This is a genomic window from Haematospirillum sp. 15-248, assembly GCF_012102665.1.
Lineage (GTDB): Bacteria > Pseudomonadota > Alphaproteobacteria > Rhodospirillales > Rhodospirillaceae > Haematospirillum.
The window spans coordinates 64207-91049 of record NZ_JAAVTF010000003.1 but is presented as its reverse complement, the minus strand read 5'-3'; the positions used below and the strand labels follow the sequence as shown (position 1 = coordinate 91049).

Here is a 26843-nt window from a genome sequence, read left to right as displayed (position 1 = left end):
ATACCACACGTCCTGCCCGATACGGGCAAGAACCGCGTCCTTATAACAGCCTGATCCACTTCTTTTCCAGTTTTTCTTGTCAGCCCTGCCCAAGCTGATTGGCAAACGTATCAACAGCGGCAACCAACGCACTGCGCAAACTGGCTTCCATGGCGGCATGACCACTGTCGGGAACCATGACCAGTGCACTGCCCGGCCACGCTTGGTTCAAGGCATATGCCGCACGCGGCGGACAAATCACATCGTGGCGCCCCTGTACAATATGGCAGGGCAGATGCCGTACGGTATCGAGACAATCCAGCAGCTGGTTCTCGGCCAAGAACCCCTTATGGATCATGTAGTGGGCCTCCAGTCTGGCAATGGCAAGACTGCATCTTTGCCCATCTTCACGAACAATCGACGGGATAAAAGGCAGGGGCACCAAGCGGGCACAGGCATCCTCGTACCGGGCCCACGCATCTGCTGCAGGCCCGTGAATGGCTGGATCTGGATCACAAAGGCGACGATACATTGCCTCCAGACAGACAGACCGCTCATCCTCGGGAAGAAATTCGTAAAAACAGCGGGCTGCTTCGGGGTAAAAATGCTGCATTCCGTTCAGAAACCAGTCTACCTCTGCACGTGTAAAAAGGAACACACCGCGCAAGACAAACCCCAGCACGCGACCGGGGTAAGCCTGTCCATAGGCCAAAGCCAGCGTACTGCCCCACGACCCACCAAACAGCAGCCAGCGATCAATCCCGAGAAAGACCCGCAAAGCCTCCATGTCATCAATCAAATGCCTGGTCGTATTGGCATGGATACAAGCATAGGGAAGGGAACGTCCTGCCCCTCTCTGGTCGAACAAGACAATACGATACCGTGATGGATTGAAAAACGTACGATGAACAGGCGCACACCCAGCACCCGGACCACCATGAATATAAACGACAGGAATACCTTCCGGATTCCCGCATTCCTCCCAATAAAGCTGATGACCATCACCAACATCCAGCAAGCCGGATGCATAAGTATCGACCAGATCATATGGCTTTCCACGCTTTCTGATATCAACAGAATCAACGTGGTGCTGGGTAGGTTTTGCGCACATCTCTTGGAGAATCCCCAGACCTGAACAGACCAGAAGCAGCACCACAGGTCCTGCCATCACGGCATCATACCAGAAAGGAGAGGCTATTCGTCTGGTATCAGGCCAACCTTGCGACCCAGATTGACAGCCGCAACCCGATTTCTGGTCCCGAGTTTCTCGAATATATTGGCGACATGGTTCTTGACGGTAGGCAAGGCTGTATCCAGAAGGCGGGCAATTTCCTTGTTGCTCTTGCCTCGCGCAATCAGGGAGAGAACCTCGCGCTGGCGGGGGCTGAGAGAAATATTGCCAAGCTCGGGCGGTATCCCATCATCTGGAAGGGCATCCGCCGGAAAGAAGTTCTCACCGGCCAGAATCTTTTCCAGGGCAGCAAGGATCTTGTTAATTGGAAAGGACTTTGGAATATAGCCCGTAGCACCGGCAGCCATGGCCGCCCGCATGTCATTCCGCCGCTCCGAAGCCGTCAACACAACAATGGCCAAGGCCGGATGGCTGGACCGAAGGTCTTTCAGGAGAGCCATACTCTCCATACCCGGCATGTTGAGATCAAGAACAGCAAGGTCAATATCCGGATGCGCCAGCACGGCTGCACGTGCAGAATCCCCGTCGAAGGCTTCCAGCACAACACCACAAAAAGCGCGCGCTTCCATCAAAAGGCGCAGCCCTTCGCGGAAAACGGCATGGTCATCTGCAACCATGACCTTGCCGCAGACAGTACCTGTCCGGTCACCCTCGACCTCGGTACCGGTATCGCCGTAACTTTTGCGCACCTGGTTGATGATCCCGACTCCCGAGCTGCCATGTTCGCTCACATGGAAAGGATTGCAGGGTCCTTGATGCCGCGCAAGGCTTCGGGTTAGGTCTGAAGGACTATTTTTCTGTACCGGAAAGAAACATCATGTTTTCGGGGTCTCTTCCCCAAGTCCTGTGCCTTCAGGTTGTTCTGTGCCTGATGCTACACATACCTGCACAGGCAGGCCCGAAAAGGTCGTGCGGGGTGTTCGGGGGCGTAGAAAACCTGCGGTCCATTGCCCTTCAGGATGGCACAACCATCAAACTGAACGGCATAGATACCATCACAGACCCTGTCACGTTACCTTACCTGAGAACCCTTCTGGATGGTGAGCGTATATGCATATCGGCCTCCCCCCCCTTGCCGGATCGGCATGGCAGGCTCTCGGGTGATGTCTATAGGGAGCGCGACGACCTGTGGGTACAAGAACAACTGGTCCTGTCCGGCCTGGCCTTTGTTGTGCCAACACCCGGCGCCGGCGAATCGGCGCGAAAACTTCTGGGTCGCGAATCCGGAACCCGCATGAAAGACCGCGAACAGTGGCAACAGGCCAAGATCCTGAAGCAAGCCGATACAGTCGGGCAGGATGACCAGGGAACCTTCCGGATTGTGGAGGGTATAGTGCGTCGTACAACCCGCACAAACAAGGGAGCCTATCTGGATTTCGGAGCGGACTGGCGCACTGATTTCTCTGTCTTTCTGCCACCGGCAACAACCAGACGGCTGGAAAGGGCGGGCATGACCCTCCGTAAACTGTCCGGACGGAACGTGCAGATCCGGGGCTATATTGAAAAGCGCGCAGGTTACCTCATCACCCTGACCGAACCAGATTTTCTGCAAATATTGCCGTCAGCAGGCTTGCCTTCACTGGCACGGGCAGTAGACTGACGCCCACATTCTGGCATGGACATCAATACAAGCCGAGCGCATGCATACTTGGAAACCATATATTATCTTGCCCTATCTGGCCGGGGACTCATCCCGGCCTTACTGTAATCTGGCTGTCCGCCCCTGCCCCCTGACGGATACACACTGCTGATGCTCTATTTTTCAAAGATAAAAACAACACTGGTCATTACGATCTGCCTGGTCGGTATTCTTCTTGGCCTTCCCAACCTGATTCCGGAACAGGACATGCCATCATGGATGCCCGATACCCGGATCAATCTGGGCCTGGATCTGCGCGGCGGGTCCTATCTTATGCTGAAGGTCGATCTGGACACGCTGTCACAGGAACGGGTCGAAGGCACCGTGGACAGCACACGCAACCTGCTGCGGGATGCACGGATACGCTATACAGGGCTGGGTGTTGATGGTGGAACCGTTCGCTTCGACTTGGTGGATGCAGGGCAAAAAACCGCTGCCCTCGATGCCTTGGGAAAACTGGATTCTGCCGTCAGTGTCGGGGGAACAGCCTACCGGGATTACGAGATTGAGGCCGAGGGAACCCGCATTGTGCTGCGTCCCAATCCGGCAGCCATGCAAGAACGGGCACGGCAGGCCGTCGGACAATCGATCGAGATTGTCCGACGGCGTATCGATGAACTCGGCACGCGGGAACCCATGATTGCACGGCAGGGCGAAGACCGTATTATTGTCCAGCTTCCCGGTGAATCAGACCCCGGCCGGATCAAGGCCCTGCTGGGGCAAACCGCCAAGATGAGCTTTCACATGGTTGGTGACCAGACCCTGCGTCCGGGTACACCCGCCCCACCCGGTTTCCAGTGGCTGCCCATGACGGACACCGGACGCGGACCATCGCACATTGTGATACGGCGGCAAGCCGAGGTTGATGGGTCTCACCTGACCGATGCCCGACCAACTGTTGACCAGAGAACCGGCGAATGGCTTGTTACCTTTGCCTTCAACGACTTTGGCGGACGCCGCTTTGCTGATATCACCACACGGCATGTCGGCAAGCCCTTTGCGATTGTTCTGGACGGAAAGGTTATTTCTGCTCCGGTGATCCGGGAGCCCATTGTCGGGGGACGGGGGCAGATTTCCGGCTCCTTCAATGCGGCTTCCGCCAATGATCTGGCTGTCCTGCTGCGCGCCGGGGCCCTGCCTGCGCCTCTGACCGTTGTCGAGGAACGGACTGTGGGGCCGGATCTTGGCGCCGATGCAATCCGTGCCGGCATGATTTCCCTGACGGTCGGCTTTGGCTTGGTCATCACCTATATGGCTGCCGCGTATGGTCGCTTCGGTCTCTATGCCAATATGGCCTTGCTGGTCAACCTGGCCATGGCCATCGGGGCGCTGTCTGCCATGGGGGCAACCCTGACTCTTCCCGGAATCGCCGGCCTCCTGCTGTCTCTGGGCATGGCCGTTGATGCCAACATCCTGATCAATGAGCGTATCCGCGAGGAAACACGGCGGGGCAAAGTTCCGGCCGGAGCAATCGAAACCGGGTTCAGACGGGCCTATGCCACGATTGTCGATGCCAATGCGACCACCCTGATCAAGATGCTCTTGCTGTATATGGTCGGCGTAGGGGCTGTTCGGGGTTTTGCTGTGACGATCAGTCTTGGCATCCTGATCTCGATGTTCACAGCCATCCTGCTGGTGCGGATGCTGATCGTCCGGTGGCTGAGATTACGCCAGCCGACCGAGCTGCATCCCGGGCGTCGCCTGCGGTTTGTTCCCGATGATACCCGTATTGCCTTTATGAAAGGCCGCAACATTGGCCTGGGCCTGTCGGCAGCTCTCAGCTTGGCCTCTGTGGTGCTGTTCTTTACTCCGGGACTGAACTACGGCGTGGATTTTGCCGGTGGAACGGTTGTGGAGATCCGAACTCCTGAACCGGCAGATTTCGGTACGCTGCGGACCAACCTGGAGAAACTGGGCATAGGGCCGGTTAAACTGCAACATTTTGGCAGCGACACGGACATTCTGGTCCGCCTGGAGCGTCAGAGTGGCGGCGACAAGGCGCAGGCCGCTGTTGTGGAAACCGTACAGTCTGCCCTTCAGTCTGATATTCCGGGCACCATCATCCGGCGCGTGGAGAACATCGGTGCCTCGGTCAGCGAGGAGCTGTTCCGGGATGGTATGCTGGCACTGGGCCTGGCGGCCATTGCCATGCTGCTCTATATCTGGTTCCGGTTTGAATGGCCGTTTGGCGTTGGTGCCGTGGCAACCATGCTGCTGGATGTCACCAAGGTTGTCGGCTTTTTTGCCCTTACCGGCATCGAGTTCAACTTGCCTGCCATTGCCGCGATCCTGACCGTGATGGGCTTTTCCATCAATGACAAGGTGGTTGTCTATGACAGGGTCCGCGAGAACCTGCGTATCTACAAGGCGATGCCTCTCCGGGAGCTGATCGACCTCTCGATCAACGAGACCCTGAGCCGTACCGTTGCCACGTCCTTCTCCACCCTGCTGGCCATCCTGCCACTGGCGCTGTTTGGCGGCGAATCCCTGCAGCCGTTCGCCTGGGTTCTGTTGTTCGGGATTATCCTGGCGACAAGCTCCTCGATCTTCATCGCGGCACCGATTCTTCTGTATCTCGGCGAGGAGAGACTGCGACAACCCCAAGATGACGGGGACAATACATCCAAGAAGAGTACTGCGTACGATCTGGGGGGATTCGTACCGTCGGAAGAGCGGGAAACCACCAAAACCTGACCGGATGACAAGGCCATGCCGCCTGAATGGGGCAAGGGCGGCATGGCGACAGGATCCGGTATAATGGAGCCTTCATATGAAACCTGTTTTTGTCATGATCAAATGTAACCCCGGGCAGGCGTACCGGGTTGCGGGGCAAGCCGTGGAAAAAATTTCCAACATCTCCGAGATCTACTCCATATCAGGCGCTTATGATCTGATGGCAAAGTTTTATCTTGAGGATGAGACCGATACAGGCCGCTTTGTCACCGAGCAGGTACAAACCCTGTCCGGGGTTGCCGATACCTTTACAGTGATCACCTTCAATGCCTTTACCGTACCGCAGCACGGGAAAAAGTAGGATCCTGATACAGCTGAACAGGTCGCCCGTACTATAGGGGCTTGCGGCGGACTGGCGGTGGGGTTACCTATGTGCCCCTCGGTTCCCTGAACACATCTGGTTTTATCCATGCTGGATCATGATGCAGCCTTGGTGCTGTTCTCCGGCGGTCAGGATTCGGCGACATGCCTTGCCTGGGCTCTGGAACGCTATACACGGGTGGAAACTGTCGGCTTTGACTACCGACAGCGCCATGCCATTGAACTGGAAGTTCGGCACAGCTTCCGGGAATCCATTGCGTCCCTGCACAAGCACTGGGGCAACCGGCTTGGCGTGGACCACCGCATCGACGCCCGTTCACTGGCGGATATCAGTCAGACCGCCATGACAGAAACCGTTGCCTTCCGCACGGGGTCCGACGGACTTCCCAATACATTCGTGCCAGGCCGCAATCTTTTGTTTCTGACCTATGCCGCAGCCATTGCCTACCGGCGCGGAATACGCACCTTGGTCACCGGCGTTTGCGAAACTGATTTCTCGGGGTACCCGGATTGCCGTGACGATACTCTGAAAGCGATGCAGGTTGCCCTGAATCTTGGCATGGATTGCCGCTTTGTTGTCGAAACTCCACTGATGTGGGTCGACAAAGCCGGTACGTGGGCAATGGCCCATGATCTGGGCGGCGGACAGCTTGTAGATCTGATCCTTGAGAAAACCCACACCTGCTATGCCGGCGACCGCGATCATCGCCACCCGTGGGGCTATGGATGCGGTACCTGCCCGGCGTGCGAACTTCGGGCACGAGGGTGGGATGCATGGCAGCAGGCTGCCCACCGATGACCTATAGCATCAAGGAGTTGTTTTATACCCTTCAGGGCGAAGGAGCCCAAAGTGGTCGGGCTGCTGTCTTTTGCCGCTTTTCCGGATGTAATTTGTGGAGCGGACGAGAACAGGATCGCAGCACGGCAACATGCTCTTTCTGCGACACCGACTTTGTTGGAACCAATGGAACCGGAGGAGGTAAATTCACCTCTGCCCGTGCGTTGGCCCACGCGGTTCGCGCATGCTGGGATCAAAACGCCGGACTGGGCGGTACTCCCTATGTTGTCTGCACAGGAGGGGAGCCTCTCCTGCAACTGAACACATCCCTCGTCCAAGCTTTCCATGAAGCCGGCATGGAGGTTGCCGTGGAAACAAACGGCACCCAAGACCCCCCGCATGGAATAGACTGGATCTGTGTCAGCCCCAAAGCCGGTTCCAACCTGGTTCTGACGCAAGGCGACGAGCTGAAGGTGGTCTGGCCTCAACAGGGGCTGGACCTTGTGTATCTGGCCGGGCTGAAATTCCGGCATTTCTTTTTGCAGCCGATGGATGGTCATGCGGCAACAGAGTCACTCGCAACCTGCATCCAGACATGCCAACAGCTCCCTCAATGGCGTCTGAGCCTGCAAATACATAAACTGACTGGAATTCCGTAATGAGCGACGGCCACCATTTTCTCATCACCCGTCGTATCGGCATTGATGCCGGCCACCGGATCATGCGACACGGATCAAAATGCAGGCATATCCACGGGCACCGTTACGAGGTGGAAGCCATCTGCCACGCATCCTCTCTTCATCGGGGCGGAGAACAGGACAGTATGGTTCTGGACTTTGGCTTCCTGAAAGAAGAGATGATGGCCGTCATCGATGCGTCCTGCGACCACGGCTTTATCGCCGAAGTGTCGGATACAGATCTCCTGTCCATGTTCTGTCCTGCCGGAAAGGAACAGGGCGAATGGATGGCAGGGTTAGAGGAGGCTGTTTCACGGGATGGCTTTGTCGTGACAACCAATACACATCTTGCAACCCGTCTGTACATCATACCAGAAGCCCCAACAGCTGAAGCCTTGGCACGGCACTGGTATCAACGCTTGCAGGACAGGGTACAAATACGCAGCGAGGGGCTGGCTGTCCTGGAACGCATTGTTGTGTGGGAAACACCAAACTGCCGGGCTGAGTACAGCGAACAAAAAGCGGGAGTACAGCGTTAGCCGCACTCCCGTTCCAACTTACGGGGAAAGCGCGTTACTTGGTTCCGAACATGCGGTCACCGGCATCACCCAGCCCGGGTAGAATATAAGCCTGTTCATCAAGACGTTCGTCAAGGGCAGCAACATAGACACGCACACCGGCATGCTTCTTGTTGAAAGCGCGCATGCCTTCAGGCGCAGCAACCAGCGCAAGGAAAAGAATCTGCTCGTCGGGAATACCGCGCCGATTAAGAACATCAACAGCATGGGCTGCCGAGTTTCCCGTCGCCAACATGGGGTCAACCAGAATAAAGGTCCGCCCTTCACAGTCGGGAAGCTTGACGAGGTACTCGACCGGCATGTGGGTATCATGATCACGAGCCAAGCCAATATGACCGACACGTGCGCCGGGAACCAGCTCAAGAAGGCCGTCAGCCATTCCGTTACCAGCTCTCAGGATCGGAACAACAGCCAGTTTCCGGCCTGCAATAACCGGCGCATCCATGGGTGTCATAGGCGTATTGATTCGCTCATAAGCCAGTGGCAGGTCACGCGTGACCTCGTAGCCCATCAACAAGGCTATTTCTCTTAACAACTGACGGAATGTCCGTGTAGATGTCTGAACGTCCCGCATATGGGTCAGCTTGTGCTGGATCAGCGGATGATCGCAGATGAAAAGGTTCGGGAACTCGTCCGAGCGCTTCATGAGGTCCTCTGTGTCGTGATAGCAAGGCTGGCGCTGCTTATAACACTTTCTCATTCTAAATCATCAATTCAACCACGCTGCGACGTGGGGTCGGGGATGCGCTATCTGCATAGCCGACACGGGCCAGCATCTGTATACGCCGTCCGGGGATCGATAAAAGTGCGTGGAGGTCATCACACACACCGGCCACACCATCCCAGTCACCAAGCGGAGCCGAGAAAGGCTGCATGGCCAGACCTTGCGCAGCCGCAGCCAGATCAAGTCTGGCATAAACACGACCGGCCCTTATCTGATCATCGCGGCTGTCGCCATCTGTAGAAATCCAGACAAAGCTGTCTGCCTCTCCCACATAACTGACAGCATGCGAGAAAGCCCAACGGTTCAGCCATGAACCTGGTTCAGAAAAGGCATGTCGCCCATAGAACAAACGAACACCCCTGCCGGGCAGGGGTGAGGAGGGCACAACACCATCGCGGCATTCCGCAACTTCTTCCTTGGTCAAACGTAGAAAAGTTGATTTCTCCGCAACAAGATCCGCATTCATGCTTTCAAGGCGCATTGCTTCTATCACCAGCCCCTTCAGGCGCTCGAGCCCTGAACCACGATCGATCCAGCCAACGGACACCCCGCGGGCTGCACCTGCACCGGACAGGAAGGTATCACGAGACGAACGACTGATAGCCTGCCCCGTAAAAGCACCACGACACGTCCGGCGCTGACGGACTGCGGCAAAAAGGGGGGGTGGCAGAACAGCCGGATCACGGGACAGCGCAACCCGGGCAACAGGCTTCAGACGCATGTCATCACGTGTGGCATAAGGACCATCCGGGAACAGCGACAACGCGGGGCCCCATCCCTCGGCAGCAGCCGCCAGCACGAGAAGTTCCAGGAATGTACCCTGCCCCAATGTTGCCTGTCGCAAGGCAGGATCCGCACGAAAAGGAACACGATCCGCATCAGCCAGAAGCCAGAGGACATCATCCCCTTCAAGAGCAATCTTCCAAGGCTGGAGATTATAGGAACTGGGTGCCAGAGAAGCCCAACCCGCCAAACGAACCCGGATATCGGGGACAGACGGTGGCCCACGCCACCCCAGGTACGCCGTACCAGCAGAATCGGATTCACACCCTGCTGATAACAACAATGCAGGCACAGACGCCGCCAACCGCAACAACCGGCGGCGGGATATGACATCACAAGCGGCTGTAGCACATGTACCCATTCCGGTATGGTGCCTGCCATACCGGAATGGGGCAAGAGACATTACAAGCGTCGCTGAACACTCTGGTCACCACGGTCACGGGTGCATGCCATAAAGGCATCAACAACGCCAAGCATACGAACGGGATCCAAGGTCTTGCCATAACCGATCACAGCGCCTTCCACCGTACGCGCAAAGCACGTAGCCTGCACAGACGACCCGCCGTAGTCCCTGTCTTCGTTCAAGCCCAGAGAGACAAGCACAGGAGTTCCCGAAACTTTCCCATCAGAGCCGACAGGCACACGATAACGAGCTGTTCCGATGCAGCAGGCTGCACAGTCAGGAAGATCATCCAAACCCGTCAGGGTCTTGTCCATCGCCTGAAGCAAACCAACGGGCGTAATACTGACAGAGACAAGAATGCCGGAATGATCAACAACCGCCTTGTCAACACCGCCGTTACAGCGATCTCCACCCGCATACAGCCGCTGAATACTCAGAATTTCATCGCCTGCTCCTGATTGCTCATGCCGGTCAAAAGCCCAGACTGACCCCAGAGACCCGTTTCCACCGCCACTTTGATTCACAGCGGCAACCCAACGGCCATCAGGCAGAACCCCCGCATCAGACCAAGACGTCCAGGCCATGTCTCCATCTTTTGCAGCATCAGCACTCAGCCAGCCATGAACCTGGCTCTGAACCTCAACATGGGAATAGCCGCGGTTACAAGCGGCAACAGGGAACGGTAGAAGGTGTCCCTTGTCGTAATCCTCAAGCAAAACCGAGATACACGACGGATGCATGAAGCCTCGACCGGATTCTCTTGTTACCAGCCCGTCCACAGCGCCCGGTAACGGCATGTTGATACCCAGGTACTGGCGGTATGCGCTGACCAAACATGGCACCATCGACCAACGGGCACGCTCCCCAGGAGCACCGCCCTGCTGCGGAATCCCACAGTTCTGCACGGTGCTGTCGAGCCACGCCTTGTCATGGTGGCCCATACGACCATCCAGCTCCAGAAGAACGGGGTCTGAACACACAAGATGCTGAAAAGGCGTACGCGCCTTATTGCAGGGAAACGAAGCCATCGGCATAGCCGTTGCATGTTGTGTTACAGCAACAGAAAGGCATACCGTAAAAAGACAAGCCGAAAATAAAGATAAATCGCGAAACACGCTCTAACTTCCTTCTGTAAGGAGCCCTACAAGGCAATCGAAATATGGCCATATTTCGTGCACATCCGCACGTTACAATGCGGGCATCATGCATCCCGGACCATCCGAACGGAGCAATGTATCGTGATCAATTACAGGGAAAGTGTGACATCAAGCGCAGGATCCCACCAAAAATACAGGGGGCGACAACGCAATCCGATTGCTCATGACGACCGAAACGCGTATCACACAGTGGCACTACAGCTCCTGTGCTATAAGCTTCCCGACCTGATTCTGCTGGAGATTCCTTACACCATGTTCCGCCTGATACGCTTGGTGCTGCTTGTCCCCGCCATTCTTCTGGCCCATGTTTCTACAGCCAGTGCCGGCGATGCAGCCGACGCCCGCGCTGTTCTGGCACAAGCGGTTGCTGTTGTCGAGCAGGTGAGAGCAGACGACAATTTTCGCAAGGATATGGATCCTTATCTGGCCCGGGCCCGCGCGGTCATGGTTATCCCGTCTTTCTACAAGGGTGGCTTTATTCTGGGCGGGGCTTATGGCTATGGTGTCCTGACCGTTCGTGACAGTGCAGGCACCTTCTCTCCCCCTGCTTTTTATTCCATGGCCGGGGGCAGCATCGGGCTGCAAATTGGCGGACAACGCGTCCAGAGTATTTTGATGATCATGACAGAAAAGGGACTGGAATCCATTTTGTCAGACCAGTTCAAACTTGGTGCCATGGCGGGAATCAGCGTTGCCACATTTGGCGCAAATATAGAAACAGCAACAACAACTAATTTAGAGCAGGATATCATCGCGTACGCACATTCACAGGGCGCATACGGCGGTGGCGCTATCGAAGGTGCCGCTATTTCTTTGCGGGAAGACTGGAACACTGCAATCTATGGTGCGACCGCAAATGACAGAGATATTCTGTTCCAGCGCCGCTGGCCATTGCCTGAAGCCGAGCCCCTGTACCGCGCGCTCCGTGTTGCTCCAACCACTGAAACATCCGGAAGCATAAGCGCAACGGAGTCGGAGAGCATGTCGCACAATCAGGATATGGAAGAACAAACCTATCCGGAAACATCAACGGCAGATAAGCCGATGCGCTTGGCACCTGTCCAGAAACAGGATTTGAACTAGGTCACGCAGAATGGACCCGGCAATATCAACGGCGGGCAACGTCCCGGGACACACGCTTCCTGACTGGCACATTCTCCGGATCGTCGCCTGCAAGGGTAGAGCCCAAAAAGGTGTTGATGTGCCCCAACCATACGGCATCATCTGCAGGAACACCAAAAGCATACGGAAACGTGACCATCGGCATCAACGGCCTGAGAGTGCAGGCCCAACCCGCTTCGTTCATTGTTCCGACCAAAGATTCATCATCAACAATCAACGCATCGGCCCTCCCGGCTCGCACCTCGTGCTCACCTCTGTGGCTGTTATCAACTTCCAGAATCTCGGCATGCGGCAGCGCTACCCTGACCAAGGCAGACAAGCCATTGCCGGCCTGGACAAGGACAACACGATCTTGGCTGTCAAGGTCAGACCAGCTCCCGATTCCAGGATCAAGGGTTCTGGCAATGGCGTAAATCTGACCAGTTCGGTATGGATTGGAAAGCTGAAAACCAGGCTCTCTCCCGGTCATCGCTACTCCAGCAACGATATCGCAGCGACCACTGTGAACATCCTGCCTCAACGAAGAAGGCGTGCTATCCACGTGGCGGAATTCCACGCCCAGATCGGCAGCAAGGGCACGGGACAAGGCGACATCGCGATCAGGCTGCCCAGCTTGATGGTATTCAGATACACCACAAGCGTGGAGAACGCCCTTGGCAAGAATGGTTTCAAGGCGACTGTTGGCAGCCACTACGGAGGAGCTCTCGGCCAGCCAAACAAAAGCCAAGGCCAGCAGGCAGAAAAAACGGCAGGGCCAGGATGCAGACACGCGAAAATCCCTCCGAAGGATGACTGTCCTGAACCAATAATGTCAAACCAGACCAACCTGATACAGTGGTCTTTGAGAACCATCCATCCCTGCAATACAGTCCACAAGCATGCAAACTGCTTTTGCCTGCCGCCAAGCTTGAACTGGGTGAAATATCCGTGACCAGATCAACTCACGCGGGAAGAACGGTCATCTGGATTGGCGGCATTGCCGTCTTGCTGTCCTGCATGGTCTCCGCATACGTTCTCTGGAACAGCCATTCCCAGAGTGAATCTTCGGTTCAGAATGCTCTCGAAACATCGGCTGTACTCCTTGAACGATCCATTACCCACGCCGTTGGCTCCGTTGACGTCATACTTACATATGTACAGTCCGGTGCCAGGGAAGCCCTCTCTTCCTCCATACAAAATCCATCTCCCTTGCTGCATCGCCTTGTATCAGAAAGCCTTCAGTCATCTCCCCACATCCGACAGGTTCTGATCATTGATGGTCGCAACACCATTCTGGCTGACTCGGCCAACCCGCTTTCAGCGGGACAAAGACTGTCTCCGAAGGTATATGGGCTGGAGCAAAGCGGGCCATTGAGCTTGGGGAGCCGCCTGAGAATCGGGCGGGCCAGCAGTGGCCGCTATATCGGTGTTGGCTCGATTCCGATTGATCTATCCTCAACAACAGCTGATGGCCCATGGGTCATTCCCGTCATGTTGGAAGACGAAACGAATACGTCCGATTCACGTCACGTTATTGCAGCTATGAACCCGGGCTGGTTCCTGGAAATGCTTTCTGCCGCGCGCCCCGGTCCCAATGGCGAGGCTGTTATAGCCCGTCTGGATGGTCCGGTTCTGGCTGCCTTGCCCCTTTACCTTGAAAATGGAACACCGTCCCGCAGTGCAATCATTGGTGGGATTCTAAGCCAAGAATCAGGAGCCACAGGTGCGAGCATCACTGAAAAACCATCCCTCTTGGGCCATAAATCCGGCCGGCATGTGAAGAGACTTTCAGATGTTTATCCCCTGTCTTTTGTTCTGACAGCCGTACAGGAAGACATCCAGGCAGCATGGCTGCTCAACAACCACCTCTTGCTGGTCTCAATGGTTCTGACACCGCTTGGGATAGGTCTCCTGTTCATCTTCCTGACACTGGATGTCAGAAACCAATACGCCCTCGGAGAACGCATTCGCCTGGTTGCCCAAGCTATGGAGCAAAGCCCTGCTGCCCTTATGATCACAAGCTCGGATGGGGCTATACTGTATGCAAATCAGTACTTTGCAGATATATTTGAGTACACCTTGGCAAACGTGGAAGGACGCAACCCACGCTTTCTGAAAAGCGGAAAAGTAGCGGACCACGTCTATAAAAACATGTGGAATACCATTACTGCCGGAAAAATTTGGCATGGTGAGCTTATCAACAGGACGCGGAGCGGAGAGAGCCGTCGTGTCGATACAACCATTTCTGCTGTTCATGACAGCAGGGGAAGAATAGCCTACTATGTGTGTATTCAGTTCCTTGTTACAGATCAAGATGCAGGCGACGCCTCTTTGGTGACGTCCGACTGAATAACCCGACACCACCATGCCTCAAGCAACTGCCTGCCAGACAGGAAGAAAACAGGGACTGCAAAATAGATGCTTGCGTTGCAGCCCCTTTCCACTGATATAGTGCGCACGGAAGACTGGCGGCGGACGAACCCCTCGCCAACCGGGTCAGGTCCGGAAGGAAGCAGCCCCAACGAGTTTCCGGTTCGGGTCGTTGTCCAGTCTTCCGCCTTATTTCTGTCCTCTGCTTCCTAGGCATAATCAAGAGCGAGTTCCGTCGGATGACCGATGTATCCTGTCCAGATCCGGATCCGGCACAAACCACCGGGACCGCACAGGAATACAGGGTTCTGGCACGCAAGTACCGACCGACTGATTTATCGGGCCTGATTGGGCAAGATGTGCTGGTCAAAACCCTTTCCAATGCAATCGCAACCAACCGCCTGGCACAGGCTTGGATGCTGACCGGCGTGCGCGGTGTCGGAAAAACGACAACAGCGCGGATCATTGCACGGGCTCTGAACTGCATAGGACCGGATGGCAACACCGGACCAACTGTGACCCCTTGCGGTCTATGCACGCACTGTCAGGCCATTGCAGCCGATCGCCATGTTGACGTCACGGAAATGGATGCCGCAAGCCGGACCGGCGTCGGGGATATGCGGGATATACTGGAAGGGGTCCGCTATCGCCCCGCCAGTGCACGCTATAGAATCTATATCATTGATGAAGTCCATATGCTGTCCGGGGCAGCGTTCAATGCCCTGTTGAAAACCCTTGAAGAGCCCCCTGCCCACGTCAAGTTCATCTTTGCCACCACGGAAATTCGCAAGGTTCCTGTAACGGTTCTGTCACGTTGCCAGCGGTTTGACTTGAGGCGGATTGACGTTGAGACACTTTCCGCACACTTCCAGCGTATTGCCGGGCTTGAAGGAGTCACTGTAGATGACGAAGCCTTGGCACTCATTGCCCGGGCCGCGGATGGCAGCGTGCGGGACGGCTTGTCCCTGCTGGACAGGTCTATCGCCCACTGCGGTTCCAGTATCCATGCCCGACAGGTCCGCGACATGCTGGGCCTCGCAGACCGCGGGCAGACCCTGGACCTTCTGGAAATCGTACTGGAGGGGAATCTGCCACATGCACTGGAGGCTGTACAGGCGTACTATGCGGCAGGGGCAGACCCTGCCGTCATGCTGGAAGACATGCAGGGGTTAACGCACTGGCTGACACGCCTGAAAGCAACGCCCAACGCACCAGCTGATCATACTGTCCCGGCGGATATGGCCAAGCGCGGAACCGATATGGCGTCACGTCTGTCAATGGGGGTGTTGACCCGCACATGGCAGATGCTGTTGAAAATCCATGCGGAGGTCCGAACAGCAGCACAACCGCTTCAGGCCCTGGAAATGGGGATCATCCGCATGGCTTATGCGGCTGACTTACCTGCACCAGCCGATGTCATTGCCAAACTACAATCCACACCAGACAAAGCTTCCAGCCCTGCCCAAGCTTCCCCAATCGTACCCTCCCCGCGACAGCCGGCACCGGAACCCTTGAGAAGCGCAGGGGATCAAACCAGGCCAGCACCTCATACCCCTTACAGTACACAGACCGCGTTAAAGGCAGACTCTGTACAGGAGGACTGCACGCCTGTTGCCAGTGTAAAGTCCGTAGCGGCGACCGGACCTGAAACATTTGAGAAGATGGTTGCTTTGGTTGCTGCAAAACGCGAGGCTATACTGGGGTATCACCTTGAGCACACGGTGCACCCTGTGTTTTACGAACCCGGGCGCCTGGAATTCCGACCGGAAGACGAGACACCTTCAGACTTGGCAGGAAAACTGGCCCGCTGCCTGGGAGAATGGACGGGCATGCGGTGGGTCATCAGCATCTCGAGGGAGGCCGGTGAACCGACGCTGTTTGAAAAAACCATGACCGGCGTGCGTGCAGATCCATTGGTTCGGGCGACCCTGGAAACATTCCCGACAGCCAGCATCGGCACGGTTCGTGATCTTCCTGCCACACCAACGGCTGATGACACTGGGAACCCGGCACAACCGGAATCCTGAAACGGAGTTAAGAGTTATGAAAAATCTTGGCGGCCTGATGAAACAGGCCCAGATGATGCAGCAAAAAATGGCCGAAGTGCAAGCCAAGCTGGAAGAGATGGAAGTCACGGGCGTCTCTGGCGGGGGCATGGTCCAACTGACCCTGAACGGCAAAGGCGACATGCGCCGCATTGTGATCGATCCTGCTGCGATTGACCCAGACGACAAGGGCGTTCTGGAAGATTTAGTACTGGCTGCACATAATGATGCCCGCCAGAAGGTTGAACAAGCCATGCGCGAGGAAATGCAGAAAGTAACCGGGGGCCTGAACCTGCCTGCCGGCATGAAGCTGCCGTTCTGAAACAGACAGGATATTCGCCCATTGTGAGCAACCCCATCGAACGCCTGACACGACTTGTGGCTCGCCTTCCCGGCCTTGGGCCAAGGTCGGCGCGGCGTGTGGTTCTGCACCTTCTGCGACGCCGGGAGACAGTTCTGGCTCCCCTTGTTGCAGCACTGCAAGAGGTGGAGCGTGCCGTATGCATGTGCCCGGAATGCGGTAATCTGGATATACAGGCCCCCTGTTCACTGTGCGAAGACCACAGGCGTGACCCATCTGTTATTTGCGTGGTGGAGCACGTAGACGACCTGTGGGCGCTGGAACGGTCCGGGGCCTTTTCCGGGCATTATCACGTGCTGGGGGGACTTTTGTCCGCCGTAAACGGGACAGGCCCCGAAGACTTGAGGCTGAGCGGGCTGACGGAGCGAATCCAGAGAAAAGAAGTGCAAGAAGTTATCTTGGCACTTCCCGCGACACTGGATGGGCAAACAACAGCACACTATATCGCCGATACACTGCGCCCCCTTCCGATTGCAACATCTGGCTTGGCACGCGGTGTACCTGTAGGCGGAGAGCTGAACTGGCTGGATGACGGTACTTTAGTACAGGCGTTAAAGGCACGCCGTCCCATGTAAAACCCGTGCCATCCGAAACCCCTCTCTCCCATGACTTTACTCCTACTCACTTCAGGGCAAGATCCCTCCAGCAAGCTTGGAAAGAAGAGATCAGGCGGAGCAAGGAAACAGGGCGTACGATGCGCTACAGGGAAGAGTACAGATACGGGGGAATCGAGTAATTATTTGATAGAAATAACCATTATTATTCCATACACAATGTTTTTATGTTGGTGTGGTTACGCTTATTCTGTTTCTTATCATCGTATCCCACCCACAAATATGTCCTGATGCAAAAAAAAAGATGCATTTCCCGATTCATTAAGCTTGGAGAGAGAAGAAAAATAAGGTATCCATTACCTTGGTTATTACCCTTCTCAAAGGTTTTCTGTTCGCTATGAATACCCGGTCCTTCCGGCCGTCCAACCCGCTGCAGTCGGGAATTACGGCTACTGTCAAGTGGTTCAATGCATCCAAGGGCTTTGGCTTTGTTGCGCCCCAGGATGGCTCATCGGACGCCTTCCTTCACATCTCTGTTCTCCAGCGGGCCGGGCTTGGCGCCATCGATCAAGGTGCCGAGATTGTCTGTGACCTGGAACAAGGACCAAAAGGTCCCCAAGTCTCACAGATCCTGAGCGTTGACACGACCAATGCCGTTCTGTCCAACGACGGTTACGGCGGTGGCGGCGGCGGCTACTCCGACGGGGCTGAAGAAACAATCGAAGGCATCGTCAAGTTCTTCAGTGCAGAAAAAGGGTTTGGCTTTGTCACACCTGATTCCGGCGGGAAGGATGTATTCATCGGCATCGGCTCCCTGAGCCGTTCCAGGCTGCAGAACTTGGAAAGTGGGCAGCGGGTTCGCTTGAACATTCGCATGGGCAAAAAAGGGCCGATGGCAGAAGACGTCGAACTTATTCAGTAACCCATCCGGTTATACTGAGAAAAACGCGGTCGCAAAGGCCGCGTTTTTTTTAGCAACTCCGGTATAATCGTACAGTCGCGTCTCATGAAAGATCTGTCGCGATTGCCTGAAAAACGATACTGTAGCGATCAATACCCGGCTGTGTTCTCCGGTCTACATATCGGCACATCAGTCCGGGGTCTGGAGCAACAAGAATACAAAAACGGGTCAATGCCTTCGTGACTGTCCATGGCGCGGCTTGATGCTCTGGTGTGTTTCATAATGCCGATGAGGAATCCCGGACAATGTTCAAGAAGTTGATGTTGGTGGTTTCGGCTGTTGCTCTCTTGGGTGCGTGCGCAGATCAGTGGAATGTGGAGGGTACAAAAACCCTCCCTCTACAGGGAAATGCCTTCACGCGTGTCCTCCACACCGAATATGTCGAGTTGGCAGCAGCCGAAAAAGCAGAATACGATTGGACAGATACAGCCTACTTCCTGCGACGGGCAGAAGCCGCAGCCAAGGGAGAAAATATCCTTCCCCAGGCGATCGAGGAGCGTGACCTGACTCCGGAGGCTGCTAACGAATTACGGGCAGCACGCAATGCGTTGATAGCCGTCCTGGATGCCGGGGCACGCGACACCATGCCGGTCAAGGCTGCACGGGCCCAAGCAGCGGGCTTTGATTGCTGGATGCAGGAACAAGAAGAAGGGCATCAGCCAGATGATATCGCGGCCTGTCGAAAAGTATTTGAAGACACGATGGCCGAACTGCGAAAAGGATCGTCTTTAAAGCCGGCCCGACAGGCACAGGATGCATTCATAGTCCACTTTATCACCAGCTCAACACACTTGGATGCACAAGCCATGAAGGTGCTTCAGGATGTTGCAGCGGCCTGGAAAGCACGCAAATCATCAACGCTGATGATTGCCGGCCATACCGACACCACCGGCAAAGAACATATCAATATGGAGCTGTCCCAGAAGCGGGCAGAACGCGTTGCCAATACCCTGTCGCATCTGGGCGTCAGTCCTGCGGCCATGATCCTGGAGGCTTATGGCGAGGAGCGTCCCATGATCCAGACGCCTGACAAAGCATCCGAAGCCCGGAACAGAAGGGTTGAGATCCACATCAAGGCAGCTCCATAATCACACAAGGTCTTTTGGCACGACCTTTTGCACTCCTCGGAGACATTAGCAATACGGCCAAGCCAGTGTTCCAGACAGCGCCCGTTGGCAAGACGGGCGCTGTTCATTTTTTCCTTTCGAAAGAGCCGGGCTTCTGTATCCTGCAAAAGACATTACACGGAAAATAATCAACCCAAGATGATAGCGCGCGTTTATACGGTAGCCTTCCAGGGCATCGAAACAGTTCCAATTGAAGTGCAGGTATCCATCGCAAGCGGTCTTCCCGCCTTCACCATTGTCGGACTTCCCGACAAAGCCGTAGGCGAAAGCCGGGAACGGGTCCGATCCGCACTGGGGGCTATAGGCTTGGCCCTGCCTCCCAAACGTATAACTGTCAATCTTGCCCCGGCTGATATGACAAAAGAAGGAAGCCACTTCGATCTTCCTGTTGCATGCGCGGTTTTAGCTGCCATGGGAATCTTGCCCCAGGAAGACCTGGAACATTTCGTTGTTCTTGGCGAGCTAGGACTGGATGGATCCGTGGCGCCCGTTTCTGGCGTTCTGCCAGCAGCCTTCTTTGCCTGTGGTACCGAACGCGGGCTTATTTGCCCCGCAGCACAAGGCGGTGAGGCCGCTTGGGCCGGAGCACGACAGGATATTCTGGCCGCCCCTTCCCTGCTGGCGCTGATCAATCATTTCCGCGGGGATGTGATCCTGACCCCACCGGAAGCAAAATCTGCCACACAAATTGCATACCCACATGACATGGCCGACGTCAGGGGGCAGGAAAGCGCACGCCGCGCCCTGGAAGTCGCTGCCGCCGGTGGACACAACCTGCTGATGAGCGGCCCACCTGGTTCCGGGAAATCCATGCTGGCACGGCGCCTGCCGGGATTACTGCCCCCCTTGTCTGCACAGGAAGCATTGGAGGTCAGCATGGTTCACTCCATTGCCGGCACGTTACCAGAAGGCGCCTTGATAACCACACGCCCGTATCGCGATCCCCATCATTCTGCCAGTGTGGCTGCCCTGATTGGGGGTGGATTGCGGGCACGTCCCGGTGATATCAGCCTTGCCCACAATGGCATCCTGTTTCTGGACGAACTACCTGAATTTCCACGCGCAACACTGGAAGCCCTGCGCCAACCCCTGGAAACCGGGCACGCTGTTATAAGCCGGGCCAACAACCACGTGTCCTACCCCGCCCGCGTACAGCTTGTTTCTGCGATGAATCCATGCCGCTGCGGCTACTTGACAGAACCATCCATGGCCTGCTCGAAAGCGCCACGCTGTGGGGATGACTACCGGAACAAGCTGTCTGGCCCCCTGATGGACCGTATCGACCTGCACGTCGATGTTCCGTCCGTACCCCCCGCAGATCTGGCACGAGCACCGGAAGGAGAAACGTCAGCCTGTATCGCAGGGCGCGTTGCAGCGGCCCGAACCTTGCAGGAGAAGCGATACAGGAGCCTGTGCCCGGACCAGCACATTCGCACCAACGCACAGGCTGATGGCCGAATTCTGGAATCCGTTGCGCAACCGGATGATGCTGGCCGCGCCCTGCTGGAAAAAGCTGCAAACCAACTGCATCTGTCAGCACGAGGCTGGAACCGTCTTCTCAGGGTATCAAGAACCTTGGCCGACCTTGATGGCGGCGGCCCGGTCAGCACGGTTCATATTGCCGAGGCCCTGTCCTGGAGATCCGTGCGCACAACAGCCTACCACGGCAAGGGACAACCGCGATAATCCAGGAATTGCCCCGAGGCCGATACATCCAGTGAAGAGACGACGTTGACAAGACGGGCTGCAGCCTCGTCCGGGGAAACAACATCCAGTCCGTCCTTGCGGAAAGGATCGGACAGACGGCTGGCAACAGTTCCCGGGTGGAGGGCAACACATATGGCATCAGGATGCGTTCGCGCCAACTCGATTGAAGCGGTTCTGACCAGCTGGTTCAGCGCCGCCTTGGACGCACGATAGCTGTACCATCCCCCCAGCTTGTTGTCGCCAATACTGCCAACCTTGGCTGACAAGGTTGCAAAAACGGAACGGCCACGCCGGGGCAAACGCGGTAAAAAGTGCTTCATCAAAAGAGCTGGACCGATGGCGTTGATGGCAAAAGCATGCGCCATAGCCACCGGATTCAGATCGCGCCACGTTTTCTCCGGATTGACTCCATCACCGTGCAGAAATCCTGTGGCATCAAATACCAAACGTAACACTTTTCCGGACTTGGCAATCCGTTCAGCAGAGCGGGCAATACTGTCTTCAGACAACAGATCAAGGGAATCAGAACCGGAACGCGATAGCCCAATGACAGACTCAAAAGCCTCCGTTGCTGACAAGTGTTCGGACACAGCATGACCGATAGTTCCCGACGCACCAATAACAACGGCAATGCCGGTATGATCTGCACTGCAATCACAATCCCGGGCAGAGACCACTGGAACGACACCTCCTGTACAGGGAAAGTCACCGGCATCCGCAGCTCAATCACCTGGGGAAGCACCGACCCTACGCTCATTCACCAAGCCCAGTACAATGGAATAACAGGCCACCATCAAGACAAAAGCAAACGGCAGCCCTGTACACAGGACCATGGCTTGCAAGGCAGCCAACCCCCCGCCCAAAGACAGGGCAATGGCAACCAATCCACCAAACAACGCCCAAAAAACTCTTTGAACAATCGGTGCATTGACCTTGCCACCGGCAGCAATCGTATCAACCACCAAACTTCCTGAATCTGACGATGTAATGAAAAACAGAATGATCAGGACAACACCAACGGCAGAGGCCAGACCAGACAGGGGCAACTGACCAAGCATTTCAAACAGCTTGATTTCAAGCACCGCATCCTGCGCCCCTGTAAAGTCGTTGTGCACCACCTGGGCTATGGCTGTATCTCCCAGAGCCGTCATCCAGAGAACGGACAGCAGGGTCGGAATAAGCAGAACCGCAACCAGGAACTCCCGCACCGTGCGGCCACGGCTGATCCTCGCAATGAACATTCCTACAAAAGGCGACCAGCTGATCCACCATGCCCAGTATGGAGCCGTCCAGGATGCGACAAATCCGGTATCCTCACGCCCGAACGGAACGGACAGGGGAAAAATATACTGCCCATATCCCAACACGTTCTGTACAAAGCCTGACATCAGATCCGCCGTTGGACCGGCAACAACAATAAACAGCATGAAGATAACGGCCAGAAGCATACTGTACTCGGATGCCCTGCGAATGCCGCCATCCAGCCCTTTGACGATCGACCAGACAGAAATCATGGTAATGACAATAACCAGCAGGACAAGCATCACATTGGATGTTCCAATACCCATGAGAAAATCAAGGCCGGCCGCGATTTGTTGTGCCCCGACACCCAAAGTCACGGCCAACCCGGAGACCGTCGAAAAAATAGCCAAAATATCGACAAGATGCCCTGGCCACCCCCAGACTCTCTCTCCAATCAGGGGATAGAAAATAGAACGCAGTGTCAGGGGAAGCCCCTTGTTATAGGAAAACAGGGCCAGCGCCAGTGCAGCAACAGCATAAATGGACCATGGGTGCAGACCCCAGTGGAAAATTGTCGCCGCCATGGCCAAGGATCGCGCCAATACCTCATCTCCAGAGGCTCCGCCCAACGGGGCGGTATCAATTCTTGCTCCACCATCTCCCAACCCGACACCAGCGAGAGACGCCGAGAAGTGTGTCATCGGTTCGGCAACACCAAAGAAAATAAGGCCAACGCCCATACCCGCAGCAAAGAGCATGGCAAACCAGCCGATATAGCCATAATCCGGCGTTGCGTCCGGCCCTCCCAGCCGCACCTTCCCAAGCGGAGACACGACGAGCACCAGGCAAAGCACAACCAGAATATTGCCCGAAAACAGGAAGAACGGCCCAAGACGGGACGTCATCGCATCTCGTATCGCAACAAAAACAGGCTCTATATCATTCTGGAGGGCCAGAGTAATGAAGGTAAAAAACACAACGGACAAGGCTGATACTGTAAATACAATATGGTGAAAATCAAACTCAAGTGTCCATTGGCGGGCTATATTATCCTGCCCCACCGTATAATCTGTCTCGATAATTTCTGTTTCACCCTCTGGCTCAGGGATTGATTCGACAGTCTCCGTGATCTGGTCATCACGGTCTGTCAGGTCAATCTTTTCATGCCGCATACACCATGTTCCTCTTGTTCAGTTGTCATTTCTGCGTAAAGACGAATGCAGACGAACAATCGCCCGCACGACACCGAGGAGGTGCCGACGCCATGACCGACCAAGCCGGACGTTTGTGCGGATCCCGGTACGCCAACAAGGCACCGAAGAGAAGGGTCAAGCCAACAGACAAATAGACCCAAGGATCCATGGAGACCTAGATAAAAGCCTCCAGTAAGTACTTCTTTAGAAAGAAGACACAGCCATAATTAACATAGAAGAGCATAAAATATCCACATAAACATGGATTTTTATTCAGATCGGCCACTCACCTCAATAGAACCATGACATCCTGATATAGAATCTGATCACTGCATATACATACAAATGCCCCGATTCGATTACTGATATGGCGACAAGAACATTATCAGCCAGATTGGAAGCTCCATATAAATCAGCAAACACTCGATCCTCCTCTCTGCCCCATTGCCGACAGGCCCATCCGGCGCTAGTCTCTGCCCCCCTGCATCCGGTACACCAGTGTGGAGACAATCCGGTGAAATATGTCAGTACACGGGGCCAAGCTCCGGTCCTTGGATTTGACGACGTTCTGCTGTCTGGCCTTGCCGAAGATGGAGGGCTTTATGTACCGGAAACGTGGCCCACCCTGTCCCCGGCTGATATACGCGCCATGCGCGGCCTGTCGTGGGAAGATCTCGCGGTTCACATTCTGTCGCTCTTCACTGAAGGCAGCCTGACCGAAGCGGATCTACGTCCCTTGGTTCGTGCCGCGTACGCACCATTCACCCATCAAGCCATTGCTCCACTGAAACAGCTGGATACCGATCTGTGGCTCCTGGAATTGTTCCACGGGCCAACGCTTGCGTTCAAGGATCATGCCCTGCAAATGCTGGGGCACCTGTTTGACAATATTCTGGGCAAACGAGGACAAACCATCACCGTCGTTGGCGCGACATCGGGCGATACAGGGTCAGCCGCCATAGAGGCATGCCGGGACCGAAATAGCATCGAGATCTTCATCCTGTTCCCGAACGGTCGTGTTTCTGACGTCCAGCGCCGCCAGATGACGACCGTAACAAGCCGCAATGTTCACTGTCTGGCTGTCGATGGTACGTTCGATGACTGTCAGGATATTGTAAAAGCTCTGTTTGCTTCGCCTTCCTTTCGTCAAGACGTTGGCTTGGCTGCCGTGAACTCCATCAACTGGGCACGGATCATGGCGCAGGTGGTCTATTATTTCTGGGCTGCCCTGCGATTGGGAGCACCAGACAGACCGGTTGTCTTCAGCGTACCAACCGGGAATTTTGGCAATGTTTTTGCTGGTTACGTTGCCCAACGCATGGGCCTGCCGATCGAGCGTCTTGTTATTGGCTCAAACCGCAATGATATCCTGACCCGCTTTGTCCACACCGGCTTCCTCTCCATTCAGGATGTTGTCCCGACCATAAGCCCCTCGATGGATATCCAGATTTCATCAAACCTGGAACGGCTCCTGTTTGATCTCTGCGACCGTGACGCTGGCACGATCAAAATATTGATGCAACAGTTCCGCGAACAAGGCACATGCTCGCCCCCCTCCCATACCGTTGAACGGGTACGGACACTGTTTGAGGCCACGCGCCTTGATGACCAGGAAACCATGGGGGTTATGCGCAGCATCCATACCCTGACCGGGGAGCTTCTTGACCCACACACCGCGATTGGCGTTGCCGCTGGACAAAAGGCATCGCGCACGCACGGCACCCCGGTTGTTTGCCTTGGCACAGCCCACCCGGCCAAATTCCCTGACGCGGTAAGATCAGCCTGCGGTGTAGAACCAGTCCTGCCCCATCACCTGAAAGACTTACTCCAGCGGCCCGAACGCATGGAGCGGATAAACCGTCAGGCCGATGCCGTAGAGGCCTATGTACGCGCGGCGCGGTCGCGCATCCATGCCTGACAACACCACATAAACCCTCTTGTTTCCGGAGTTTCCATGACCGTCACCATCACGACCTTGCCCAGCGGCCTGCGGGTATTGACCGACCGGATGGACACCGTACAGACCGTCACCCTGGGGGCTTGGGTGGATGCCGGGGCGCGCCATGAACCGGCGCCCCTGAACGGGATTTCCCACTTGCTGGAACATATGGCGTTCAAGGGGACGGCCCGTCGTTCCGCCCGTGCCATTGCCGAAGAGATCGAAGATGTCGGCGGCATTCTCAATGCGTGGACCTCACGCGAGAATACAGCCTATTATGCCAAGGTCCTGAAGGACGATGTCGCACTGGCCACCGATATCATCGCCGACATCCTGCAACATTCTGTTTTCGACCCGGAAGAGCTGAAGCGGGAACAGTCCGTCATTGTGCAGGAAATCAATCAGGCCGAGGACACCCCGGACGATATTGTTTTTGACCACTTCCAGGCAACAGCGTACCCGGATCAGGCCATGGGACGAGCTGTTCTGGGAACGCCCGAGACCGTACGCAGCATCGATCGCGAAACACTGAAGAGGTACATGAACAGTACCTACTCGACACACTCGACCGTTATTGCTGCGGCCGGTCATATTGATCATGATTCTTTTGTCCATCTGGTCGAAAAAACCTTCACAAGCCTGCCGGTTTTCCCGTCTGTTACCCCTGAGAAGGCGCTCTATAAAGGTGGAGAAAGCCGGCAGGACAAGAATCTGGAGCAGGTTCACCTTGTACTCGGCTTTGACGGTGTGGCGTATGACCATCCGCACTTCTACGCCACCGCTGTGCTCTCGACACTTCTGGGCGGAGGCATGTCTTCCCGGCTGTTCCAGGAAATTCGTGAAAAACGGGGACTGGTTTACTCCATCTACAGCTACACCAATTCAACAACCGATGGCGGGCTGTTCAGCATCTATGCCGGCACCGGCAATGACGAAGCTGCCGAACTGGTGCCTGTCCTGTGTACGGAACTCCGGAAAATTGTCGATACAATCGTGCAGAACGATGAACTGATGAGGGCACGGGCCCAAATCAAGGCCGGACTTTTGATGGGGCTGGAAAGCAGCTCGAACCGCGCGGAAACGGCGGCTCGGCAGCTGTTCACACATGGGCGGATCGTGGATACAGATGAACTGGTCGCCATGGTCGAGTCCGTCGATGCCGCTGCTGTACGGGATGCCGCTGCCCTGATCTTTGCATCAGACCCAACACTGGCCGTGCTGGGTCCAAGCCGGAATGTCCCGAGCTTGGACGCTATCAAGGGCATGATTGCAGGCTAGA

Annotated in this window: 24 protein-coding genes and 1 other RNA gene; 17 read left to right on the top strand and 8 right to left on the bottom strand. The window is 55.7% G+C overall.

Annotated elements, in window-relative coordinates; all coding sequences use genetic code 11:
• Positions 1-79: 79 nt before the first annotated feature.
• Both pip and HEQ72_RS04935 read right to left on the bottom strand, forming a co-directional pair.
• Entirely contained in the window at positions 80-1090 is a 1011-nt protein-coding gene (gene pip / locus HEQ72_RS04940) for a prolyl aminopeptidase (protein WP_168020182.1), read from the bottom strand.
• Between the two features lie 83 nt (positions 1091-1173).
• A complete protein-coding gene (locus tag HEQ72_RS04935; RefSeq protein WP_168020181.1) occupies positions 1174-1860 on the bottom strand; it encodes a response regulator in 687 nt (228 codons plus the stop codon).
• Positions 1861-1988: 128 nt separating this feature from the next.
• On the opposite strand from HEQ72_RS04935, the gene HEQ72_RS04930 reads away from it, so the two are divergent.
• The 6 genes from HEQ72_RS04930 to HEQ72_RS04905 all read left to right on the top strand — a co-directional run bounded on the left by HEQ72_RS04930 (position 1989) and on the right by HEQ72_RS04905 (position 7858).
• Positions 1989-2771, top strand: coding sequence for a hypothetical protein (locus HEQ72_RS04930; RefSeq protein WP_168022733.1), 783 nt, complete (start codon positions 1989-1991; stop codon positions 2769-2771).
• Between the two features lie 150 nt (positions 2772-2921).
• The gene (secD, locus tag HEQ72_RS04925; RefSeq protein ID WP_168022732.1) at positions 2922-5504 is read left to right on the top strand and encodes a protein translocase subunit SecD; all 2583 of its coding nucleotides are present in this window, start codon (positions 2922-2924) and stop codon (positions 5502-5504) included.
• Between the two features lie 76 nt (positions 5505-5580).
• Positions 5581-5844: an Lrp/AsnC ligand binding domain-containing protein gene (locus tag HEQ72_RS04920; protein ID WP_168022731.1), complete on the top strand. Its 264-nt coding sequence runs from the start codon at positions 5581-5583 to the stop codon at positions 5842-5844.
• A 108-nt stretch (positions 5845-5952) separates the two neighbouring features.
• Positions 5953-6663, top strand: coding sequence for a 7-cyano-7-deazaguanine synthase QueC (queC, locus tag HEQ72_RS04915; RefSeq protein ID WP_168020177.1), 711 nt, complete (start codon positions 5953-5955; stop codon positions 6661-6663).
• Positions 6639-7301, top strand: coding sequence for a 7-carboxy-7-deazaguanine synthase (gene queE, locus HEQ72_RS04910; protein WP_416046653.1), 663 nt, complete (start codon positions 6639-6641; stop codon positions 7299-7301). Before queC ends, queE begins: the two co-directional genes overlap by 25 nt.
• Positions 7301-7858 (top strand): 6-carboxytetrahydropterin synthase, encoded by a 558-nt coding sequence (locus tag HEQ72_RS04905; protein WP_168022730.1) that lies wholly within the window; start codon positions 7301-7303, stop codon positions 7856-7858. Before queE ends, HEQ72_RS04905 begins: the two co-directional genes overlap by 1 nt.
• Before the next feature lie 34 nt (positions 7859-7892).
• Here the strand turns inward: HEQ72_RS04905 and upp are convergent, their stop codons facing one another.
• From upp to HEQ72_RS04890, 3 genes are read right to left on the bottom strand one after another with little or no spacing between them, the layout of a single operon-like run.
• Positions 7893-8543: a uracil phosphoribosyltransferase gene (gene upp, locus HEQ72_RS04900; protein ID WP_066132859.1), complete on the bottom strand. Its 651-nt coding sequence runs from the start codon at positions 8541-8543 to the stop codon at positions 7893-7895.
• A 55-nt stretch (positions 8544-8598) separates the two neighbouring features.
• A complete protein-coding gene (locus tag HEQ72_RS04895) occupies positions 8599-9765 on the bottom strand; it encodes an Acg family FMN-binding oxidoreductase (protein ID WP_168020175.1) in 1167 nt (388 codons plus the stop codon).
• Between the two features lie 41 nt (positions 9766-9806).
• Positions 9807-10835: a hypothetical protein gene (locus tag HEQ72_RS04890; RefSeq protein WP_168022729.1), complete on the bottom strand. Its 1029-nt coding sequence runs from the start codon at positions 10833-10835 to the stop codon at positions 9807-9809.
• Between the two features lie 381 nt (positions 10836-11216).
• On the opposite strand from HEQ72_RS04890, the gene HEQ72_RS04885 reads away from it, so the two are divergent.
• On the top strand, positions 11217-12047 hold the full coding sequence (locus tag HEQ72_RS04885; protein ID WP_168020173.1) for a lipid-binding SYLF domain-containing protein: 831 nt from the start codon (positions 11217-11219) through the stop codon (positions 12045-12047).
• 25 nt (positions 12048-12072) lie between these two features.
• On the opposite strand, the gene HEQ72_RS04880 is transcribed toward HEQ72_RS04885, so the two are convergent.
• Positions 12073-12855 (bottom strand): substrate-binding periplasmic protein, encoded by a 783-nt coding sequence (locus tag HEQ72_RS04880; RefSeq protein ID WP_168020172.1) that lies wholly within the window; start codon positions 12853-12855, stop codon positions 12073-12075.
• A 158-nt stretch (positions 12856-13013) separates the two neighbouring features.
• On the opposite strand from HEQ72_RS04880, the gene HEQ72_RS11700 reads away from it, so the two are divergent.
• From HEQ72_RS11700 to HEQ72_RS04840, 8 genes are all read left to right on the top strand, one after another.
• Complete coding sequence (locus HEQ72_RS11700) at positions 13014-14414, top strand: PAS domain-containing protein (RefSeq protein WP_168022728.1); 1401 nt, start codon at positions 13014-13016, stop codon at positions 14412-14414.
• 111 nt (positions 14415-14525) lie between these two features.
• An RNA gene (gene ffs / locus HEQ72_RS04870) (signal recognition particle sRNA small type) lies at positions 14526-14623 on the top strand.
• 51 nt (positions 14624-14674) lie between these two features.
• Positions 14675-16462, top strand: coding sequence for a DNA polymerase III subunit gamma/tau (locus HEQ72_RS04865; RefSeq protein ID WP_168022727.1), 1788 nt, complete (start codon positions 14675-14677; stop codon positions 16460-16462).
• Between the two features lie 16 nt (positions 16463-16478).
• Positions 16479-16802, top strand: coding sequence for a YbaB/EbfC family nucleoid-associated protein (locus HEQ72_RS04860; protein ID WP_168020169.1), 324 nt, complete (start codon positions 16479-16481; stop codon positions 16800-16802).
• A 20-nt stretch (positions 16803-16822) separates the two neighbouring features.
• Positions 16823-17416, top strand: a complete 594-nt coding sequence (gene recR / locus HEQ72_RS04855; RefSeq protein ID WP_168020218.1) for a recombination mediator RecR — start codon at positions 16823-16825, stop codon at positions 17414-17416.
• 376 nt (positions 17417-17792) lie between these two features.
• Positions 17793-18317: a cold-shock protein gene (locus tag HEQ72_RS04850; RefSeq protein ID WP_168022726.1), complete on the top strand. Its 525-nt coding sequence runs from the start codon at positions 17793-17795 to the stop codon at positions 18315-18317.
• 284 nt (positions 18318-18601) lie between these two features.
• Positions 18602-19444 carry an OmpA family protein gene (locus tag HEQ72_RS04845; RefSeq protein ID WP_168022725.1) on the top strand — a complete coding sequence of 281 codons (843 nt, stop codon included), beginning with the start codon at positions 18602-18604 and terminating at the stop codon, positions 19442-19444.
• Positions 19445-19621: 177 nt separating this feature from the next.
• A complete protein-coding gene (locus tag HEQ72_RS04840) occupies positions 19622-21169 on the top strand; it encodes a YifB family Mg chelatase-like AAA ATPase (protein ID WP_168020166.1) in 1548 nt (515 codons plus the stop codon).
• Here the strand turns inward: HEQ72_RS04840 and HEQ72_RS04835 are convergent.
• Both HEQ72_RS04835 and HEQ72_RS04830 read right to left on the bottom strand, forming a co-directional pair.
• A complete protein-coding gene (locus tag HEQ72_RS04835; protein WP_168022724.1) occupies positions 21142-21867 on the bottom strand; it encodes an SDR family NAD(P)-dependent oxidoreductase in 726 nt (241 codons plus the stop codon). The two genes, HEQ72_RS04840 and HEQ72_RS04835, sit on opposite strands and share 28 nt — an antisense overlap.
• A gap of 45 nt (positions 21868-21912) precedes the next feature.
• On the bottom strand, positions 21913-23604 hold the full coding sequence (locus tag HEQ72_RS04830; protein ID WP_168022723.1) for a BCCT family transporter: 1692 nt from the start codon (positions 23602-23604) through the stop codon (positions 21913-21915).
• A gap of 535 nt (positions 23605-24139) precedes the next feature.
• Between HEQ72_RS04830 and thrC the strand changes: the two genes are divergently transcribed.
• Together thrC and HEQ72_RS04820 are read left to right on the top strand one after the other, a co-directional pair.
• On the top strand, positions 24140-25543 hold the full coding sequence (thrC, locus tag HEQ72_RS04825; RefSeq protein WP_168022722.1) for a threonine synthase: 1404 nt from the start codon (positions 24140-24142) through the stop codon (positions 25541-25543).
• 36 nt (positions 25544-25579) lie between these two features.
• Complete coding sequence (locus tag HEQ72_RS04820) at positions 25580-26842, top strand: M16 family metallopeptidase (protein WP_168022721.1); 1263 nt, start codon at positions 25580-25582, stop codon at positions 26840-26842.
• Position 26843 lies beyond the last annotated feature (1 nt).